General features: G+C 46.6%; 18 protein-coding genes. 15 read left to right on the top strand and 3 right to left on the bottom strand.

Annotation, left to right across the window (positions count from 1 at the left end):
* The first annotated feature begins 3 nt into the window (after window positions 1-3).
* Both D3D03_RS13965 and D3D03_RS13960 read left to right on the top strand, forming a co-directional pair.
* On the top strand, window positions 4-231 hold the full coding sequence (locus tag D3D03_RS13965) for a sulfurtransferase TusA family protein (protein WP_026834063.1): 228 nt from the start codon (window positions 4-6) through the stop codon (window positions 229-231).
* Between the two features lie 54 nt (window positions 232-285).
* On the top strand, window positions 286-1,062 hold the full coding sequence (locus D3D03_RS13960) for a sulfite exporter TauE/SafE family protein (protein WP_026834062.1): 777 nt from the start codon (window positions 286-288) through the stop codon (window positions 1,060-1,062).
* Window positions 1,063-1,329: 267 nt separating this feature from the next.
* Here D3D03_RS13960 and D3D03_RS13955 read toward each other — a convergent pair whose 3' ends face one another.
* The gene (locus tag D3D03_RS13955; protein ID WP_119923904.1) at window positions 1,330-1,716 is read right to left on the bottom strand and encodes a DUF302 domain-containing protein; all 387 of its coding nucleotides are present in this window, start codon (window positions 1,714-1,716) and stop codon (window positions 1,330-1,332) included.
* Between the two features lie 185 nt (window positions 1,717-1,901).
* On the opposite strand from D3D03_RS13955, the gene msrB reads away from it, so the two are divergent.
* The 4 genes from msrB to D3D03_RS13935 all read left to right on the top strand — a co-directional run bounded on the left by msrB (window position 1,902) and on the right by D3D03_RS13935 (window position 10,487).
* A complete protein-coding gene (msrB, locus tag D3D03_RS13950) occupies window positions 1,902-3,002 on the top strand; it encodes a peptide-methionine (R)-S-oxide reductase MsrB (RefSeq protein ID WP_119923903.1) in 1,101 nt (366 codons plus the stop codon).
* A 147-nt stretch (window positions 3,003-3,149) separates the two neighbouring features.
* Window positions 3,150-6,062 (top strand): S8 family peptidase, encoded by a 2,913-nt coding sequence (locus D3D03_RS13945; protein WP_119923902.1) that lies wholly within the window; start codon window positions 3,150-3,152, stop codon window positions 6,060-6,062.
* A 159-nt stretch (window positions 6,063-6,221) separates the two neighbouring features.
* On the top strand, window positions 6,222-8,759 hold the full coding sequence (locus D3D03_RS13940; protein ID WP_119923901.1) for a HAMP domain-containing sensor histidine kinase: 2,538 nt from the start codon (window positions 6,222-6,224) through the stop codon (window positions 8,757-8,759).
* A gap of 207 nt (window positions 8,760-8,966) precedes the next feature.
* On the top strand, window positions 8,967-10,487 hold the full coding sequence (locus D3D03_RS13935; RefSeq protein WP_119923900.1) for a GGDEF domain-containing protein: 1,521 nt from the start codon (window positions 8,967-8,969) through the stop codon (window positions 10,485-10,487).
* A 50-nt stretch (window positions 10,488-10,537) separates the two neighbouring features.
* On the opposite strand, the gene D3D03_RS13930 is transcribed toward D3D03_RS13935, so the two are convergent.
* Window positions 10,538-11,170, bottom strand: coding sequence for a FusB/FusC family EF-G-binding protein (locus tag D3D03_RS13930; RefSeq protein WP_158583704.1), 633 nt, complete (start codon window positions 11,168-11,170; stop codon window positions 10,538-10,540).
* Between the two features lie 115 nt (window positions 11,171-11,285).
* Here D3D03_RS13930 and D3D03_RS13925 point away from each other — a divergent pair, with 115 nt between their 5' ends.
* The 3 genes from D3D03_RS13925 (at window position 11,286) to D3D03_RS13915 (ending at window position 13,021) form a co-directional block, all read left to right on the top strand.
* The gene (locus D3D03_RS13925) at window positions 11,286-12,014 is read left to right on the top strand and encodes a hypothetical protein (protein ID WP_158583703.1); all 729 of its coding nucleotides are present in this window, start codon (window positions 11,286-11,288) and stop codon (window positions 12,012-12,014) included.
* Window positions 12,015-12,092: 78 nt separating this feature from the next.
* A complete protein-coding gene (locus D3D03_RS13920; RefSeq protein ID WP_119923897.1) occupies window positions 12,093-12,542 on the top strand; it encodes a general stress protein in 450 nt (149 codons plus the stop codon).
* Window positions 12,543-12,571: 29 nt separating this feature from the next.
* The gene (locus tag D3D03_RS13915; protein WP_026834053.1) at window positions 12,572-13,021 is read left to right on the top strand and encodes a universal stress protein; all 450 of its coding nucleotides are present in this window, start codon (window positions 12,572-12,574) and stop codon (window positions 13,019-13,021) included.
* 59 nt (window positions 13,022-13,080) lie between these two features.
* Here the strand turns inward: D3D03_RS13915 and D3D03_RS13910 are convergent, their stop codons facing one another.
* Window positions 13,081-13,272, bottom strand: a complete 192-nt coding sequence (locus tag D3D03_RS13910; protein WP_026834052.1) for a hypothetical protein — start codon at window positions 13,270-13,272, stop codon at window positions 13,081-13,083.
* A 150-nt stretch (window positions 13,273-13,422) separates the two neighbouring features.
* On the opposite strand from D3D03_RS13910, the gene D3D03_RS13905 reads away from it, so the two are divergent.
* From D3D03_RS13905 to D3D03_RS13885, 6 genes are all read left to right on the top strand, one after another.
* Window positions 13,423-13,866, top strand: coding sequence for a MarR family winged helix-turn-helix transcriptional regulator (locus D3D03_RS13905; RefSeq protein WP_026834051.1), 444 nt, complete (start codon window positions 13,423-13,425; stop codon window positions 13,864-13,866).
* 36 nt (window positions 13,867-13,902) lie between these two features.
* The gene (locus tag D3D03_RS13900) at window positions 13,903-16,572 is read left to right on the top strand and encodes an MMPL family transporter (RefSeq protein WP_028107049.1); all 2,670 of its coding nucleotides are present in this window, start codon (window positions 13,903-13,905) and stop codon (window positions 16,570-16,572) included.
* A 74-nt stretch (window positions 16,573-16,646) separates the two neighbouring features.
* Window positions 16,647-17,498 carry an MBL fold metallo-hydrolase gene (locus D3D03_RS13895; protein WP_119923896.1) on the top strand — a complete coding sequence of 284 codons (852 nt, stop codon included), beginning with the start codon at window positions 16,647-16,649 and terminating at the stop codon, window positions 17,496-17,498.
* Between the two features lie 87 nt (window positions 17,499-17,585).
* Window positions 17,586-17,714, top strand: a complete 129-nt coding sequence (locus tag D3D03_RS16970) for a hypothetical protein (protein WP_255415535.1) — start codon at window positions 17,586-17,588, stop codon at window positions 17,712-17,714.
* 118 nt (window positions 17,715-17,832) lie between these two features.
* On the top strand, window positions 17,833-18,537 hold the full coding sequence (locus D3D03_RS13890; protein WP_119923895.1) for a hypothetical protein: 705 nt from the start codon (window positions 17,833-17,835) through the stop codon (window positions 18,535-18,537).
* Between the two features lie 152 nt (window positions 18,538-18,689).
* Entirely contained in the window at window positions 18,690-19,850 is a 1,161-nt protein-coding gene (locus D3D03_RS13885; RefSeq protein WP_026834047.1) for an ROK family transcriptional regulator, read from the top strand.
* The last annotated feature ends 151 nt before the right edge of the window (window positions 19,851-20,001 follow it).

Genomic DNA, 20,001 nt, shown 5'->3' with positions numbered 1-20,001 from the left:
ATCATGAAATCAGAACTCGTACTCGACGCCAAAGGGCTTGCCTGCCCAATGCCGATCGTCAAAACAAAAAAAGCTATTTCCGGACTCGAATCCGGTCAAATCCTTGAAGTCCATGCGACAGACAAAGGGGCAAAAAATGATTTACAAGCCTGGGCAAAATCAGGTGGCCATGAGCTTGTGAAACATGAGGAAGAGGCCAGTGTCTTAAAATTCTGGATCCAAAAAGGGTAATTCAAGTTGAAGGAGGGCTGGCGACAGTCCTCTTTTTTTAAAGGAGTGAATCAAATGGAACTCGGTTTTATCATCACAATTTTTTTAATTGGGTTTGTCGGATCATATATCTCGGGAATGGTCGGAATTGGCGGCTCGATCATCAAATATCCAATGCTACTCTACATTCCACCACTGCTCGGATTTGCTGCCTTTTCTGCACATGAAGTCGCCGGAATCAGCGCGATTCAAGTCTTTTTTGCGACGATTGGCGGTGTTTGGGCCTATCGAAAAGGCGGTTTCTTAAACAAATCGCTGATTCTGTATATGGGCGGAGCGATTCTGATTGGGAGTTTCATCGGTGCCTACGGATCAAATGTGCTGGCAGAAGATACAATCAATCTTGTCTACGGCGTGTTGGCACTGACTGCAGCCGTGATGATGTTCATTCCGCGAAAAGGCATCGATGATATCCCGCTTGATCAAGTTCGTTTCAATAAAGGGATTGCGGCAAGTGCTGCGTTTATCGTCGGAGTGGGGGCAGGAATCGTCGGTGCGGCCGGAGCTTTTTTACTCGTTCCAATCATGCTCGTCATTCTAAAGATCCCGACCCGGATGACGATTGCTTCGTCTCTTGCGATTACCTTTATCTCGTCGATTGGTGCAACGGTCGGGAAGATTACGACAGGACAAGTCGATTGGGGTCCTGCTGCCATCATGGTCGTCGCGAGTCTGATTGCGGCACCGCTCGGCGCGCTTGCCGGGAAAAAAATGAACACGAAAATTTTACAAATCATTTTGGCGGTCCTGATTTTAGCGACAGCGATCAAAATCTGGATTGATATTCTCTAAGGAAAAGACACGCAAAAAATAGACAGCTTCAAAAAGGAATCACTTTTTCGTTCACGTGCTTTCCTCAGGCGAGACACAAGCCAATTTTCCTGCCTAATGGAGGCAGGAAAACGGGTCTTGTCTGTCTCTGACAGCGCAAGTCGACTTGCGCTTTTTCCTGTAGGAGTCAAGCGAAGCAAGTGATTCCACTTGAACGAGATGAGGGTGGCAGATTAAAATCTGTCACCCTCATCTGTGTAAAACATAACTTTTGACTACCCGCCGGTTTTACATCCGGCTTTTTTCGATGACATCAACAAGTTTTTGTTCGACATCGAGTGCGACTTGCTTCAGTTCGTCGTCTTCAACCAAACCGATCAGTGAGGTCGGGCGCGGCATGCCGATCTTCGTTTGTCCATCTTCCGTATAGACAGCGAGTTTACACGGCAAAAAGTAACCGGCCCGCCGTTCAGTCGATAAGACACGATGAGCCTCTTTCGGGTTACAGACTTCCAGGATATGGTACTTGTCGTCAAACGGTAACTCCTTTTCAGCAAATTTTTTCGCTAAATCAAACTCCCATAGGACTCCGAACGAAATCTCGGCAAGCTCTGTCTTCAGTCGTGTAATGGTTTCTGCTGTCGAATGATTTGAGCTGACTGTATAATCAAACATAAATACCCCTCCCGGTTTTTTTGGATTCTTGTATCTTATTCCCTGTCTGAGTAAGATGAATCTTTTTTTGAATGTGCCAAATGAAGGCGGACCGGGCGACAAACTGTGGGAAATCAAGGTACATTAGAAAAAAGACATCTGTCCGCGGGTGAACGACGTAAGCTTAAAAAAGGAGGCGGAGGGAGATGAAGAAACGAATGTTGACGATTCTTTCGGTCGTAGCATTGATTGCGATCATGATTGGCGGCTACTTTGTTTTCCAACAACAACAGGCAAAATCGAGCGGAAGTAAAGAGTTGTCATATACAAAAGAAGAAACGGCGATTCTCGCCGGAGGATGTTTCTGGTGTATGGAACCGCCGTTTGAAGAGTTAAAAGGTGTGAAATCAGTCATTTCCGGCTATACCGGTGGAGATGTTGAAAATCCGACGTATAACCAAGTATCGGCGGAGACGACCGGTCACCGGGAAGCGGTCCTGATCACGTTTGATCCATCGGTCATCTCGTACAAACAACTTCTGGATGTTTACTGGCGTCAAGTGGATCCGACTGATCCGAACGGTCAGTTCGTCGACCAGGGGGAATCGTATACGACGGCAATCTTCTATACGAACGCTGAGCAAAAACAGATTGCGGAACAATCGAAGAAAGAGTTGGCAGCCAGCGGCATCTTCGATGAAAAAATCATTACGCCGCTGATTGAGGCCGGTCCGTTTTATGAGGCGGAAGACTACCATCAAGATTATTACTTGAAAAGCGAAAAGAAATACAAATTCTACCGCGCTGCATCTGGACGTGATGACTTCATTAACCAATACTGGAACGATCAACCAAAACTTGATTTACCCAAGTATACGAAGTTGACTGACGAACAAATTAAAGCGAAATTGACGGATATTCAGTACAAAGTCACCCAAGAAGACGGGACAGAACCGGCATTTGATAATCCGTACCATGATTTGAAGGCGGATGGGATTTATGTCGATCTGATTTCCGGTGAAGCGTTATTCTCTTCCAAGGATAAATACGATTCGAAAACCGGATGGCCCAGCTTCACGCGACCTCTTGAACCCGGGAACATCATTGAAAAAAGTGATTTTGCGCTTGGGATGAAGCGGATGGAAGTCAGAAGCCGTCACGGCAATGCCCATCTTGGACATGTCTTTACGGACGGTCCTGAACCGACAGGGTTACGGTACTGTATGAACTCGGCTGCTTTACGATTCATTCCGAAAGAAGAGTTGAAACAAGAAGGGTACGAACAATATCTTTCTGAATTTAAATAATCAACCAAACAGACACTTTTCACTTTTGTGGAAGGTGTCTTTTCTTTCGAAACTGTAAGGTGAGTCGCCTAAAAAATAGCTATCCATTTTATCCAAATATTGTTTATACTATAAACAATGTAGGATTATATCTTGAGGAGGAACGTCGTGAAAAAGTTAACCATTTGGCTCATGCTGAGCTGTTTGATTCTGTCACTTGGAATCGGACCGTCAGCTACGAAGACCGCGGCAGCAAGTGCATTATCGGAAGCTGTCTTATTAAACGCAGGGCAAGAAACAGTGCTTGAAACCGGAACGGCAGAAAAAAATACATATTGGTATAAGGTCGAGCATCAAGCGGGTGTTGAAAAAACAGCAAGCCACTTTGAATTGTCGCTTGATACGGATCAGCCGATTGAAGTGACGGCTTACCCAAGTCAAGAAATGGCGTCAAAGGATGAAACGTTTGATCGTTACCGCGGATACGCAGAACCAAACGATAAAGACGCAACAAAAATCGCTGTCCCGTACGCCTGGGATGGTCCATATTACGTCAAAGTCGACTATTATCCGGAAATCGAAGAAGGCAAAACACCGAAAGCAGCACACGTCAAATTGACATACAACAATGTCAAGTTGCCAGTCGAGTATGAGCCAATCAGCGATATGAGCTGTATGGCAGAAGAAGCCCTCAAACAAACAACGGACGAGAAACCGTTGCTTGCGTTGATGCACGCGATCCAAAAACAGGTGTTGAGCCAGTCAGAACAAGGACGCGACTTAACCTCGTTGTACTACAAAGTCTCTCCATACGTCGTCAAAACACTTCTCTTCAATAAAGACAAGCGGACACAAACGTATGAAGATTTAAAAACGTTAAAACCTGCCATGACAGCTCTTGTCAACGGAACGGCTTATACATTAACCAAAACGGATCAGACGGCAATCAATCGTTTGCATGCCCTGACACGTGATGCTTCTCCGGAAGTCATCGCAACTGAAATCAATCAAGTCGCAAAAACTGCGGGAATCGAAACGATTGGTGGTTCCGACTTGAGTGAAGCGTTCAAGCCATTTGGGATTAAAGTGAAATCAGAAGCTAAGACACGTTTCATCGTGAAGTTAAAACCGGGTCACACGCAGCGGACGATGAAAATCGCCGGAGCACAAGCACCGGATGTTGAAAAGTTATCGCTTGGTAAAACAGGTGAGTTTGTCATCGTCACGGAAGATCCGACAGTCAAAAACCAGTCGGCAGCTGTCCTCAAACAATCGTTGAAGAAATCAAGTGCGGTTGAGTATGTCGAGGAAGTTCAGACATACCGTGCAACAGGGGACATCAACTACGACTACCAATGGTCACTTAATCAAAAATCAAATGTCGAACAGTTCCCGAACGCCGGAATCGGCTTTGAACAGTTCGAGAAGTACCGTGCGGGTAAAACATTAGCACCCGTCACGATTGCAGTCATCGACACCGGGGTGGATTACCGTCTGAAAGACTTCCAAGGTAAAGTCGATATTGCCCAGGAAAAGAACTATGTCGATGTTAACGGCAACGGAAATGCGTTAGATGACCACGGTCACGGGACACACGTCTCGGGTGTCATCGCGGCAGCTCTTGAAAATGATTACGGCATTCGCGGAATTCACCAGTCAGCGAAGATCCTTCCGATCAAAGTCTTGAATGCCAACGGTGAAGGAGAAACCGATGCGATTGCACTCGGAATCAAATACGCGGTTGATCATGGTGCTAAAATCATTAATATGAGTCTTGGCGGCGGTGAAAGCCGGACGATGGCGTACATGATGAAATACGCAGCCGATCACGGCGTGACAGTCGTTGCAGCATCAGGGAACGAATATGATATGTCCGTCGGTTTCCCGGCCAGCTCGGAATATGCGATTTCTGTCGGCGCAACAAACCCGCTCGGCATGGTCGCGGACTACTCGAACTATGGCATTGGACTGGATGTCGTTGCACCGGGTTCAAAAATTGCGAGTCTCGTTCCGGACGGTAACACGGTCTATATGGACGGAACAAGCATGGCATCACCGCACGTCGCAGCAGTTGCTGGAATTCTCGCGTCACTTGATTCGAAGTTGACGCCGACACAAATCGAAGCAATCTTACGGACGAGCGCAGAACCGCTTGCTTTCGAAAATCCGAATGATTGGTACGATGAAGACGAAGATATGGAAGATGAGTACCCACCTGGATATGAGAAGGACAGCACACCGGAATTCCCGGCATATGTCAGTCCGGTATCCGGATACGGAAAAGTCAACATCACGCGTGCGATTGCCCAGTTAAACCTTAAAGGAAAAGTAAACCCGGTTTATGACAACCAACTGGTTGTCAGCGGACAAGTTAAATCGGGTACGACAGTAGAAGTCTGGTCGACGAAGAAGTTGACGGATACAAAAGATACGTCTAAACGATTAGCGAAAACAACTTCAAAATCCGGTAAATACAGCGTGACGATTCCCCGTCAGGAAAAAGAAACTGTCTTGACGATTCGTTACGCCAACGGTTCTGATGTCACGTCAGAACGGACGGAAGTGTTACCAGGAAAAGCACCAGCTGCTCCGAAAGTCAATCGTGTCCTCGCCGGTGCGACAACCGTAACAGGAACAGCGATTGCTAAAGGTAAAATCACGATCAAAGACGCCAAAAACAAAGTCGTCGGTACAGCAACCGTTGACAGCAAAGGGAAGTTCGCAGTGAAGGTCAAAAAACAAGCAGCGAATGCCCGTCTTGCTGTCACCGTGAAAGATATTGCGAACCGTTCGAGTAAAGCGACAGTGATTACCGTTGTTGCTCCTCCGGCAGCACCAAAAGTTAAATCGGTTACAGCCGGTCAAACGAAAGTAACCGGGACAGGTGAGAAAAAAGCACGTGTCTATGTTCAAAACGAAAAGAAAAAAGTAATCGGTAAAGGAACGGTCACGTCAAAAGGGACGTTCACCGTCAAGATTGCCAAACAAAAAGCAGGAGCCAAGCTTTCTGTTTATGTTGAAAACAGCTTTAAACAAAAAAGTACGAGCACGGTAGTCGTCGTCAAAAAAGCTAAAAAATAAGTCTTCAAACAAGCCTTTTTCGGGTAAAACGGAAAAGGCTTGTTTTTTTTACCAGATATCTTATTTTTAAAGTATTTTTTAAAAAATTATGATACTTTTAAGTGATTACATTTATTTCAAAAATGCATCATTCGAAGCGAATGATGAGGAGGATATTTCATGATCAAATGGATTCGGAGGCGGATTGGAAGGCAGTTGTTGGCAGTCTTTTATACCGTACTCGTGTTGGTTTCAGTCACCTCGTTTTTTGTCTACGATTATATGGAAGGCAGGATCGAGTCATCGCGTAACAACCTGGAGATTATCAGCGAGCAAAACCGACGGGCAGATACGCTGTGGGATAACTGGCAGACCGTTCAATTCGGGCTTCGGGGATTCGTCATTTTCGGAGATCAAGACCGGTTTGATGAAGTCGAGGATTTACGAACCGAAATCAAGAGTGAGACCGATTGGTTTTCCCGTAAAGCCAAGACGGATGAAGAAGAAGAGTTTGCTGCACAGATGACGAACTTGTATGACCTGTATTACGGTGCCCTTTTCCCGGTCACCCAATCCTATGTCAATGGAAAAAAAGACAATACAATCAATGAAGACTTTTTGCAAGGCGACAGCTTATTTTCATTACCGGTTGCCAAGCGGCTTGTCGAACAGGGACAGTTGAAACCCTCGGCAGACGGATCGATTGATATTGCACCGGATATTGAACGGGCATCGGTGGCACTTGAGGATTACCGCGATAATTTACAAGCACAGCAGGAAAATGCCGTCATGAACCTGCGAAGTGAAGTTGCGAAAACGCAGTGGATTTGGATTTCGAGCATCTTAGTGTTGGTCGGGTTTATCCTATTGTTCGTGCATCCGTTTATCCGGAAAATGACAAAACAACTTTTGCGTCTGATTGATGACAATCAAAAGTTATCACGCAACGAACCGATTGAAATGGACTTAAAGGAGCAACGGACTGACGAAATCGGAATGCTCCGGTCATCCTTTAACCAGATGGCAGTGACAACGAGCTCCCATACAGAAGCGATGCAAGGAAAAAATGAAGAATTACAGGCGCAAAGTGAAGAACTGCTTGCACAACAGGAAGAACTGCAGGCACAGCAAGAAGAATTAGAAGAAGCATACCAAACGACGAAGCAAAACGAAGAAAAGCTAAAAATGCGAAGCGAGTTGACAGAAGCACTGGCGGTCCGTGAAACCGTCGAATCGTATCCGGCGATTGTGCGGAAGATGCTTGAGATTACTTCGTCTGAGTACGGTGCCTTATTGTTGTATGAAGATGGACAGTACATTGGAGCTACGACAAACGGAATGAAGCTTCAACAGATCGAGGCATTGTTAGCAGATGAAACCTCTGTCCTCAATCGAATGATGCTTCGCAATCAAGTCGTCCAGTCAGAGAAACGGGTTTCCCGGACGGATGATGTTCCATACAGCTTCAGTACCCATGAAGTCGCACTGCCAATTTACGATCCATCGACGAATCAGTTAATGGCAGCGGTTTACATGGTCCGTTACCAGTCGACATATAAAGCGCAACAACTGGCAGACATGCGTGAGTTTTCGCAACAGATGACGTTATCATTGCTTCGGACACGTTCTTATGACGAGATGAAACAAGAGAAACAAAAAACGGAACAAGTTCTTGATTCGATTCGAGAAGCCATCATTTATCTGGAAGACGGAAACGATGAATTGTACGTGAACCGTCCCTTGTTTGAACTGGTACCGGAACTCCAGTCAGAGTTCACAAAAGACCGGACGTTATCATCCGGCAGTTATGTGATTGAAGTGATGCGTAATATCGTCGATGATGTCGATCGTTTTAATGATTATTTAGCTTTGATTCGGGCAGGAGATGTTTCTCCGGATAAAGTTCAATTTGATGTTCGAAACAATACGGCCCATTTAGAAGTCTATGCCGAGCGGATTGATATTGAGGGTGGCTGGAAAGGTGTCATTCTGGTCATTCGAGATATTACCCGGGAAACAGAGGCCGATCGATTAAAAACTGAACTGGTCTCAACCGTGTCGCATGAATTGCGCACACCGTTATCATCCATTTATGGATTTACGGAGCTGATGTTGAATCGTGAAATCGATACGATGAAGCAACGAAAGTATTTAGCGACGATTCATACGGAAACGGAACGGTTGTCTAATTTGGTGACAGATTTCTTGGACGTTCAGCGGATGCAGTCCGGAGGACAACTGTACCAAATGGCGCATCTTGATTTATGTACGATTGTCCAGCAGGTCGCTGGATTATATGATGTGTCGAATGGACAACATGACATTCGTGTCCAAATGCTAGGTACGGAACGTCCGACCATCATTGGGGATGAAGATCGAATCAAACAATTGCTGAACAACCTGGTGAATAACGCCATCAAGTATTCACCAGACGGTGGATTGATTGAAGTGAGTGTCGGTACCGATGAAGACAATGCGACGATTCGGATTACGGATCACGGCATCGGTATTCCGCATTATGCATTCGCACAACTGTTTGATAAGTTTTACCGGGTCGACAATTCGGATACCCGACGGATTGGCGGGACAGGTCTTGGTCTATCGATCTGTAAGGAAATCGTCAAGGAACATGACGGGGTGATTCATGTCGAGTCGATCGAAGGACAGGGCAGTACGTTTACCGTTCAGTTGCCGCTACACGTCACCGAGAATGTCTGAAGTCAAAACAAGCACCGCCTCGCTTCACCGGTGGTGCTTGTTTTTGTTGTCTGATTCTGGAGAAATCGATTGACCCACTTCAGAGCAAAAAAACAGGACACGTTAAGAATATTTAAATATAATGAAAAGATGGTTAAAAAACAGAAAGATTTGCCGATAATCATATAGGACAAACGAACTAGACAAAAATAGGGAAGGGCGTGAACGATGTATAAACTAATCTATGCAATCATTGGCGGATGGGTCTTGTCTCATACGTTATGGTTAGGAATCATCGGCACGTCTTCGGAACTTTCAAAAATCGGCAACAGCTTGTTTATGATTCTGGGTGCTGTCGTCTCGACGGTTTTGTTAGTGATTGCGGTGCGCCGTCATCCGACTCGCCCCTTTACCCAACGTCTGTTTTTGTTGTTGTTGTTCGGAAATGTATCGTTAGCCATTGGTGAAACGGCACAACTGATTGCGGAAAGGCGCAATCTGGAACGTTCAGGACCTTTTGACGGTATTGATTTAGTCTTCAGCTTGCAAATCGTTTTTTATTTGCTGGCGTTTTGTTATTTTTTAATCAGTCGTCGTTCACAGGTCAATCTGCGGTTCTTTTTATTTGATGAGTTGATCATCCTGATCGTTACGGGCGCGATTTCTTGGCATTATCTTGTCAGCCCTTACTTGGAGCGAGCAGAATTTCTCAGTTTTGAAACGCTACTGTTGCTCCGTTATCCCCTTGGAGATTTGTTGTTACTCGGCGGAATGATCATCTTATTTTTTGGCATCATGAAGCGAGGCAACAGCATTCCACTTCTGATGATTTTAGCTGGATTCCATCTGCAACTCATTGCAGATATATTATATGTCGCTTTGTATCGAACCGATTTTCCGATCTCGGTCATGTGGCTCGATCCCCTTTGGATAGCGACGGTGTTGTTGATTGGCGGGGCGGCGATCTTATTTGATGCAGACGAACGGCCCATCGGCTTAAAGATTGATCGGCAGATTTTAGAGGGCATTCGCCTCGTGACACCGTACATCTTTTTGTTGATTTTATTCGTGACAATGGCGCGACAGGCGGTCAGTTGGAATGGGTTAACGATTGGTTTGATGATTGCGGTTCCGCTGTTGATTTCAAGACAGGTGCGGATTGTGATGGATAATCAACGGCTGCGTGAAAACCTTGAGGCAAAGGTCGAGGAGCGGACGGCTGCTCTCGAACAGGCGCTCGAAGAGATGGAACACATGGCCTACCACGACGCTCTGACAAATTTACCGAACCGCTACTTGTTTGCCCGGTTGTTTAAGGAAGAGTTGCGGCGGGCGGAAATTCACCAACGGTTCGTCGGGTTATATTTCATTGATATCGATCATTTTAAACAAGTGAACGATACGTACGGACACCATGTCGGAGACCAACTGATCATCGATATTGCGAGCCGCCTTGAAAAACGATTACCGCATAACACGGTCATCTCACGCCAAGGTGGGGATGAATTTGTGGTGTTATTATTTGATGTAAAAGAGGAGTCGGATATCGAAGCATGCGGTCAACAGTTGATTGACTTGTTCGAGCGGCCGTTCATTCTCCAGGAGACGCCGGTCTTCATGACCGCTAGCATCGGCGGTGCGATTTATCCGACCCACGCCACGTCGCGGACAGCCCTGATTGAGCAGGCAGATGTCGCGATGTATGAAGCAAAACGCCGTGGGAAAAATCAGTTTCATGTGGAAGTCTGATCCAACAAAAGAGGAGCGCCGATTCAACTCGGTTCGCTCCTCTTTTGTTGTTACTTCATTTTAGCTAATAATTTTTCAAGAGACGTGGGATCCGTCACTTGCTCATTACAATGATCACTGTCGATACAAATGTAGTTGCCGACAGCCCGGTAGTGATCTGCCGATTGGTTCGTGCGGGAAGAGACCAGGGTGACATCGCTGTACTGATGACAGACCGTACAGATGCCTTTTTTGATCGTTGGAACATAATGACCTTCAACGCCGACCCATTCTCCTTGCAACGGATAGACAAAAAACTTCTTTTTATTACCGGTATCATTCCAACTTAAATAGGTCGTTTTAAGAAAATCGAAGGAATGAAGCGGCGGATTCCGCAATTTTTTAGTCTTTCGAAACAGTTGCTGGAGCTGGGACTCCGTAATGGACGGAAAAGACGCAACAAACGGCTGGATTTTCTCGATATACCGGATTAAATCTGCTTCCGAGTGTACATTTCGCACGAGCATCAGCAATTCTTCTTGCTCTGACGTCAGAACCGGGATTAAATCAAAAATCTTTTGAGCGGCACTGTAGATGACGGCATCCAACACGTCCGGATCATGGACCGTCGTCAGTTGTTGCGTCAACAAATCGACTTGGCTCCGGATGAAATTGTATTGAAAGGGTTTAATGAATGGTTCCATACGACATCGCTCCTTTGTAGTCCTATATTCACGGAATCGCTTTTGTCGAAACGACATTTTCCTTGTTTCCACCGTTCGACAGGCGGGAATTAAATACCTGAGGAGGTGTCCAGTCATGCAACCGTTAACCGCACTTCGCTTGTTGAACCTGATCAGTTTCTTATTTGTTCTTTTGGCTCGTGTCGTCTGGTATGAGGCACCGGTGGGCGAACGTCTCGCGATCATGCCGGCACCGTTCATCGATGCGATTTTCGGTGTCGTCTATACGACGTTATTGATTTGGTGTATTCGACCGGTCCAGGCTTATCCGGCCGACCGGACATTGATTTTTGATATGAGCGGCTGGTTCATGCTGACGATGATCGGCTATGGTGCCAGCAGCATCATCGGACCGCCATGGGAACTTGTTTTGACGACGATTTCTTTTATTGCCTTATGCATCATTTATATGAAAATTCAACATCATCCGAACCGTTCCCCCTGGATGCGCTCACCGTTTTCAGTGTTTCTCGCCTGGTCGAGTATTCAGATTTTAATTCTGCCGTTCCGGATTTTACGGGACTTTCGATTTGACGATCTTTTTGGACTGACGACGTCGGAATGGATCACGGTGATGCTGATCCTGTTTGCACTGGGAGCCGCATTCTTTATTTTCGTTCATACTGATTGGGTGTTCGGACTCGTCATGATTTGGTATTACATCGGTCTGTTCTTTAACGGACGATTGACCGACTTTCAACAGGGCATCACAATCTTCAGTGTCATCATTGTAACTGTAGCCGTGATTGTCGTCTTTCGGAAACGGGAAAAATTGTTTGCGGAAGAAAAAAGACCGGTTTCCTAAGAAAACAGCAGTTGATGACGTTGCTTTTGGTTTTTTGGGGTATATCCCTTATAGAAGTATAAAAGGGGGAAATGACCAATGGGGAAAAAGCAGTTGATCGGTACGTACGAAAATGAGACGGATTTAATTCGCCAGATTGAAGACTTACATTTTGCAGGCTATTTAGAAGAGGATTTATATGTTGTCCTGCAGGATAAAACCGATATGGCAATGTTACGGGGGCAATCTGCCGCCCAACTCGTTGCCGGCAAACGGACACTGTTCGAACGATTTACCGGAAAACCGGTAACGGACGAGGAAACGCGAGCCGCCTTTGACTCGCTTGGCTTAGCGGACGGAGAAGTCGACAAGCATGTGGCGAGCGTTAAAAGTGGCGCCTATGTTTTGCTTGCGGACGAAGAGGGGGCGAAACGTCCGGCACCTGAACCGAAGAGTATTTTAGAGAGTGAACCGGAAGGCATTGAGGCGGAGCGGAAGCTTGATCATGAGAACCGGGCACTTGAGAATGAAAACGACCGTATGTTGTAAACGTGCCTGAGTGGAAAGGGTGAACAACGATGGAGAGTCACTATCATACAATTTTAGTCGCAGTCGATGGATCAAAGACGGCAGACTTGGCTTTCGAAAAAGCCGTCCAATTCGCAAAACTTGATCAAGCAAAGCTCGTCATCGCACATGTCATTGATATCCAAACCTTTGCCAACGTTCGTGCCAACCAACGATTCATCGATCAAAACGTGACCGAGTATGCACAACAGCTCCTCGACAAGTATGAAAAACGGGCGACAGAAGCAGGGGTTGGTGAAGTCGAACTTGTCATCGAGAACGGTTCACCGAAGACATTGATTCCGAAAGTCATCGCCCCGCGTGTCGGAGCGGGACTGATCGTTTGTGGTGCCGTCGGGATGAATGCGATGGAGCGGATCATGATCGGCAGTGTGTCTGAAAACATCTCCCGTTACGCCAAATGTGACATCTATATCGTTCGCCCGAAAACACTCAAATAAGTGCCAAAAAGCTGCTTCGATGGTCAATCGAGGCAGCTTTTTTTGTTCGGTCCTTCGACTTACGTCAATAAATAATAGAACACGCCTAAAATAATCAAAATGACGGGCAACAATACCAAGTACATCCAGGACATATTTTTCGCTGTTTGGCTGTTACTGTACGTTTCTTCGTTCCGACTTTGTCCGACCATCACTGTAAAAATAAGTCCAAGTACACAAATCACTAATGCAATCCAAAATAATGCGGTCATGTGTCAGTCCCCCCCTTTAGGTATGATGTATGCTCTTTCATCATAACGAAGATTGGAATTGTCCGTCAGGATATTTTGTGACAGTTTGGAGTTGACGCTATCTGGTTTAGGGGCTAAACTACTTGTATAAGTTTAGGGGGTAAACTAAAAATGAAAGACAATCTGCGGGAAGCCGTTCTTTTGTTTGAAGAGGTGATGATTCACGGAACCGAACGTGTGCTGAAATCCGTTGATTCACCGGTCTGGCGGCTCTATTCGCCGGAACAACTCCACTTGTTGAAGTTGGTGGATAAATATGGTCCGGTCGCGTCCGGTCGGATTGCAGTCATGCAAGGTGTGCATAAAAGTGCAATCTCAAACCGCTTAAAAAAATTGAATGAACACGGGTTGGTCGAGGTCGAACGTGCGGAAGACGATCATCGGACGAAACGCATCGTCTTGACCGAAGCAGGACGCGACATCGTGGAAGCTTCGAATCAAGCGATTTACAGTTACCTGGAACAATTGATTGACGGAAAAGTGGATGATGAGGAAATCAAACAATTCATCGAAACGTTCCGGAAAGTCAAAGCGATTTTGAAGATTGAAGATTGATTCAGAAAAAATAGAGACAGAAGAGGTGGAACGGGAATGCGACAAATCGTCAAATGGCGTTGGCCGATCGTAATCGTCTTGTTGCTTGCGACAGTCGGATTATTTTTAGCGGCACCAAATTTATCGAAACAAGCAGAAGACGCAGGGGCTATTCAGCTCGCAAGCGATAATGATTCACAGCGGGCGGCTGAAATCTTAAAGGCAGCCGGTGCAAGTGAGGAAACCATTTCACTGGTCATTCCGTTAAAAGAAGCGGTCACGAAAGAAGACCGGACGGAAATTGGTCAAATCGTGAAAGATCTCGAACAACTGGATGAGCCGGTGACGGGTGTCTTGAACCCGTTCGAAAGCAAAGAAACAGAAGGCCAGTTGATTTCAGAAGATAAAAAAACCGTCCTCGTACCGATTACGGTCGACGGTTCACAAGAAGAAATCACTGCACTCGCTGAAGACATCCGGAGCGATCTGTTACCGGACGATCGGACGATTTACCTGACGGGTGAGTCGCTCATCAATGCGGACGTCAACACGAGTTCACAGGAAGGGTTAAAACGAACGGAATTGATCACTGTCGGACTGATTTTTGGTCTGTTGTTGATTGTCTTCCGCTCGATCGTCACACCGTTCGTTCCGTTATTCGCCGTTGGTGTGACTTACTTGATGAGCCAATCATTCGTCGCCTTTTTCGTCGATTGGTTTGGGTTCCCGGTTTCGAACTTTACCCAAATCTTCCTCGTGGCGATTCTCTTCGGGATCGGGACGGATTATTGTATCCTGCTTTTAAGCCGCTACAAAGAAGAGTTGACTGCCGGTCATGACGTCGAGACGGCAATCGTCAACACGTATAAAACGGCAGGTCGGACACTGCTGATCAGTGGACTCGCTGTTCTCGTCGGTTTCTCGGCCATCGGTTTTGCTGATTTCCCAATCTTTAAATCTTCCGTCGCCGTTGCGGTCGGAATCGCCGTCTTGTTACTTGTGCTCTTTACACTTGTCCCGTTCTTCATGGCGACCTTAAAAGAGAAATTGTTCTGGCCGTCGAAAAATGCGGCAAGTCACAAAGACAGCCGCTTATGGGCTCGGTACGGTGGATTATCGATTCGTCGTCCGTTGCTTGCGATGGCGATTGTTGCCATCGTCACGATTCCGACCTTGTTTACGTACGATGACGATCTGTCCTTCAATACGGTCGATGAGATCGGGGAAAAGTATGAGACGGTCAAAGGCTTAAATGCGATTTCGGACGGCTTTGGAGCCGGCGAATCGTTGCCGGTCAATGTCATCTTAAAAGATGATCAGAATATCGTGACGGAAGAAACTGTTCCGTATGCAGAACAATTGAGCCGTGAACTCGTCAAACTGGACGGAGTTAAAGCCGTTCGTTCGATTTCACGTCCCACTGGTGACGTCATCGAAGACTTGTATGTCGATCAACAACTGAAGCAAGTCGCCGATGGTCTGACCGATGCCAAAGATGGACTCGGCGAAGTCGGGCAGGGTCTGCAGACAGTTGAAGACAACTTGCAAGCCATCAGCGGTCAGATTCCAGCCGGCGATCAAGCAGCAGCCGGTGCGGCACAGTTGCAACAAGCAGCAACTGGTCTTGGTCAAATCAACCAACAGCTGACACTTGTCGGTCAAGGCTTACAATCAGCTGAAAACATTCCACAAACCGTCGGAACATTGACAGCGTTATCCGGTCAATTGACACAAATTCAAACCGGTATCGCGCAAGCGGCAACCGGCATTGAAACGCAGGGCGCACAGGCCGGTCAACTCGGAAGCGGTTTGACGCAACTTGCCGATGGTGTAGGTTCTGCCAATGAAGGACTCGGTCAGATCGAAGACGGATTGACGGAAGCTGCCGATTTCCTCAAGGAGATGGGGGAATCCGAAACGATTCGTGGCACGGGGATGTTCATTCCGAAAGATACCTTGTCGGGCAAAGACTTTGAACCGGTCATCGAACGGTATACGATTGATGATCAAACCGGTCTGAAATTCGAAGTCATCTTAAACGATGATCCGTATTCACCGGAAGCGATTGAAACGGTCGCGGCGATCAAAGAAACGACAGCCAGCACATTAAAAGATACGCCGCTCGAACAGGCAGAAGTGGCCTATGGCGGTATTTCAAGCATCAACAGTGATTTAAACGATACGTCGAAAGCGGACTTTACACGGACCGTCATCATCATGATCGTCAGCTTGTTCATCATTCTTGCGATCATGTTCCGTTCGTTGATCATGCCGCTGTTTATGATCGGTTCCTTGTTATTGACGTACTATACGTCGGTCTCGATTGCGGAACTGATTTTCGTCAACGGTCTTGGTTATGACGGCATCAGCTGGGCGGTTCCATTCTTCGGCTTCGTCATGCTCGTTGCCTTAGGAATCGATTATTCGATCTTCCTGCTCGATCGGTTCCGGGAAGAAACTATCAACGGATTGGATACAAAAGAAGCCATGTACCTCTCGATGAAAAAGATGGGCTCGGTCATCATTACGGCGGCAATCATTCTTGCCGGAACGTTTGGTGCGATGATGCCTTCCGGCGTCCTCAGTCTGGTTCAGATTGCGACAATCGTCATCACGGGTCTTCTCTTGTACGGATTGATTGTCTTACCGCTCCTGATTCCGGCGATTACAGTATCGTTTGGACCAGGTGTCTGGTGGCCATTCCGTCAAAAGCAAAATAAGAAGTAAGTCGATTCGACTGATCCATCCGGACATCATCCGGATGGATTTTTTCGTTATACTACAAACAGGAGGCGATCAAGATGCAACAGTTTAAACAATTAACCGATCGTATTTGGTATCAGACACCGGTCAGTGAGACGGATCGACCGATCGTCGCTGTCATCACCGGTGACGAACGAAACCTCGTGATTGATGCTGGTAATTCGAGTCGTCATGCGGCATTGTTTGTCGACGAGATGGAACAACAAGGGCTTGGAAAACCGGACTTGGTGGCGTTGACCCATTGGCACTGGGATCATGTTTTCGGTATGAAGCAGATGGCTGTACCGGCGATTGCGACCCACCGGACCGTCGACGAGATGCGGAAGATGATGGACTATGACTGGTCGGACGAGGCGCTTGCGGAACGGATCCGACAGGGGATCGAAATTCCGTTTTGTGCCGATGCGATCAAACTCGAATTTGGGGCGAACCGGGATATTGAGCTGGTCTTGCCGACGATTCGGTTTGCCGGACAACTCGAAGTGGATCTCGGTGGTGTCCAGTGCCTCTTGCGCCAGGTCGAAAATGACCATTCGCCGGGCAGTGCGCTCATCTATGTACCGCAAGACCGTGTTCTGTTTTTAGGGGACGCCATGTACGCCGACATCTTTTCTGCTAAATGGAACTATACGGTGGAGCAGACGACCCGGTTACTGGATGTCATCGCTGAGTACGACGCTGACTATTACGTCTGGTCGCATGGCGAAGCGATGCCAAAGGACGCGTTTGAGCAAGAAGTCCGCCTGTTGCGTCAGGCAATCGAAGTAACGAAACAGGCGGCGGGAAAAATATCCGAGATGCGGCGGTTATACCGTGAGGTGGTCGAACGGGACTTGACGACAGACGAAGAAGAAACACTCGTCTTTTTTGCAAATGGTGCGAAAAAATAATTAAAACAGCAGGTGCTGAACAGAACATTCGAGAATTCCTTAGGTATAAGATAGAAAAAAATGGATTTTAGCAAAGGAGTTCTCGTAATGGATCGTCAGCCTGAAGATCGGAATGAAACGGCCAATCGTGTGTTTTTTGGAACAGCTAATATTTTCACGGTCCTTGTAGTGATTGGCTTTGCCTTATATCTGCTGTATCAATTTTTTATGAAATGACGGATCATCCTGTAGCCCAGGGTGATTTTTTTCGTTTTAGGGGAGTGCAACGGAACCAGATATTGGGTAATTCAATACAAAGGACAAAATGAACTTTACGAAAAGGAGGCACTTCCCCATGAAACGCATCCAGATTGCCGACTTTGACCGTCGTATGCCGCCGCTTGAATTACGTGAAATGGACGATTATTATGAAACGATGTTTGTTCCCGACTATGATGAGGTGTATCAGTCAAACGAGATCCGAACGATTCAACTGGCTGATATTTATGTGAATTTAGCGATGACAAAAAGTGAGGTCCGGCTCGTTTCGGCTTTATTCTTAAAACCGGTTGAGGTGGCAGATATCGTATCGTGGATGCAATTGTACACGATTAGTTTTGCGATCTCTGACGCATCCGGTTACTACGTGGAACAGGCGGATGAAATTTTAGAAATTGTGTTGTATCAAGGGAATCCAATCGTCATTGCAACCAGAGGAACAGACCGGTTGTATTATGACACCGAAGGAGCAATCGAGATGCGTCGGGAATCTAGTGAAGTGATGGGAAAAAAGCCATTGCTGTATTTGAACGGTGAGGCATGGTTTGGCGTGCCGCGCCTTGAATTTAATCCGAATCAAGATGAACTGCATGTCAACGGAACGTTTTTATTTGCCGACTATATGGATGTTTATCAGGGTCGGGTTGGTTTTTTCCGGAACACCGATCCAGCATTACCGATTGTGCTGTTGGTTGGAGAAGCCATCATCGAAATGGAACTGACCGAAAATGCAGACGGAAGTCGTGTCTTAGTCATTGAACAGCCGTATGATGAAGCGTGATTCGAGTTAAAAATGCGTAATCAAAAAAACACGACAGTAATTTTGGTACAGGCAACTGACAGTTTCCAAGAATCTCCGTCCGAAGAATGAAATCCCTTACAAAATATGCGAGAATAAGAAAAGAGACAGCATGGAAGGGATGCGGGGAGAACATGGTCAAAGAGATGCCACGAAATTCGAAATGGATGCGATCCTACAACCGTGCGCTCGTATTACGTTTGATTCGGATGCATCAGCCGATTTCACGGGTGGAATTGGCACAACAGACAAAATTGACGAAACCAACCGTTTCGAATATCGTCGGAGAACTGATTGCGGATCAGTTGGTGACGGAACGTGAGTTAGGCGTCTCGAACGGCGGACGAAAACCGATTTTATTGGAACTGGTGGCGACAGAACAGTATGTCATCGGAATTGATGCGACGAGTCACCGTTTTATCGGTGTCATCGCTGATTTGAGCGGGAATACGATTCATGAAGTGGAAGCAGTTGGTCAATTTGATACAAATGACGACATGATTGAAGCCGTCATTCGTTTGTGTGATGAATTGATTCAGGCGACGAATCAGGTCGGAACGATTCACGGGATCGGAATTTCCGTTCACGGGATGGTAAATCCGGAAACCGGCGTCATCCTGTTTGCACCACGTTTTCACCTGCATGACGTCGCCTTAAAAAAACATTTGGAAGAACGGTTTGCGTATCCGGTCTTCATTGAAAACGACGTCCGGGCACTCGCTTCGTTTGAATTGTTGTTCGGAGAAGGCGTCGGAGTCGATCAATTTTTCTACCTGTACGCGGGAGAAGGAATCGGGGGCGCTTATGTCCTCGACGGGAAATTGATTGACGGTGAAAATCATATCACCGGGGAAGTTGGTCATATGCGCCTCGATTTAGACGGTCCGATTTGTTCGTGTGGGAATCGGGGATGTCTCGAAGCACTCGCTGGTGAAAAAGCGTTATTACGGGATTTCGAAGCGATTGATCCACAAGTCAAGACGTTGACCGAACTCCGGAAACGCCTGACAGAGGAAGACCCCTATGCGAAAGCGGCGTATCACCGGGCAGGGGAATACATCGGCATCGGTGTCCTGAACACGATTCACTTGTTGAATCCGAAGCGGATTCTGCTTGGCGGCCCGATGTTTGAATTGGCTCCATCCATCGTCAATCAGATTAAGGAACGTGTTGCGCATACGGCCTTGACGACGGCTTCACGTGAAACCGATGTCAAAATGGTTCCGTGGAGTGAAAAACAAGGAGCGCTCAGTGCAGCGGCCTTGGCTACCAACAGTATCTTTCAGACGATTTGAAAAAGTCTTGTTCGTTTTTGGTCGAGGACCGGAATCGGACAAGCTTTTTTTGCTGTTTACTCAAAAAATAAAAATTTTATGAAACCGTTTACAAAATAAAATCATCTGTGCTATAGTTTTCTTAAAGTTAGATAATAAATTTAATTTACTA

The organism is Exiguobacterium sp. RIT452, assembly GCF_003598705.1.
In the GTDB taxonomy this organism is placed as follows: domain Bacteria; phylum Bacillota; class Bacilli; order Exiguobacteriales; family Exiguobacteriaceae; genus Exiguobacterium_A; species Exiguobacterium_A undae.
The sequence above is the reverse complement of the archived record's forward strand: the minus strand, read 5'-3'. Positions and strand labels throughout refer to the sequence as shown.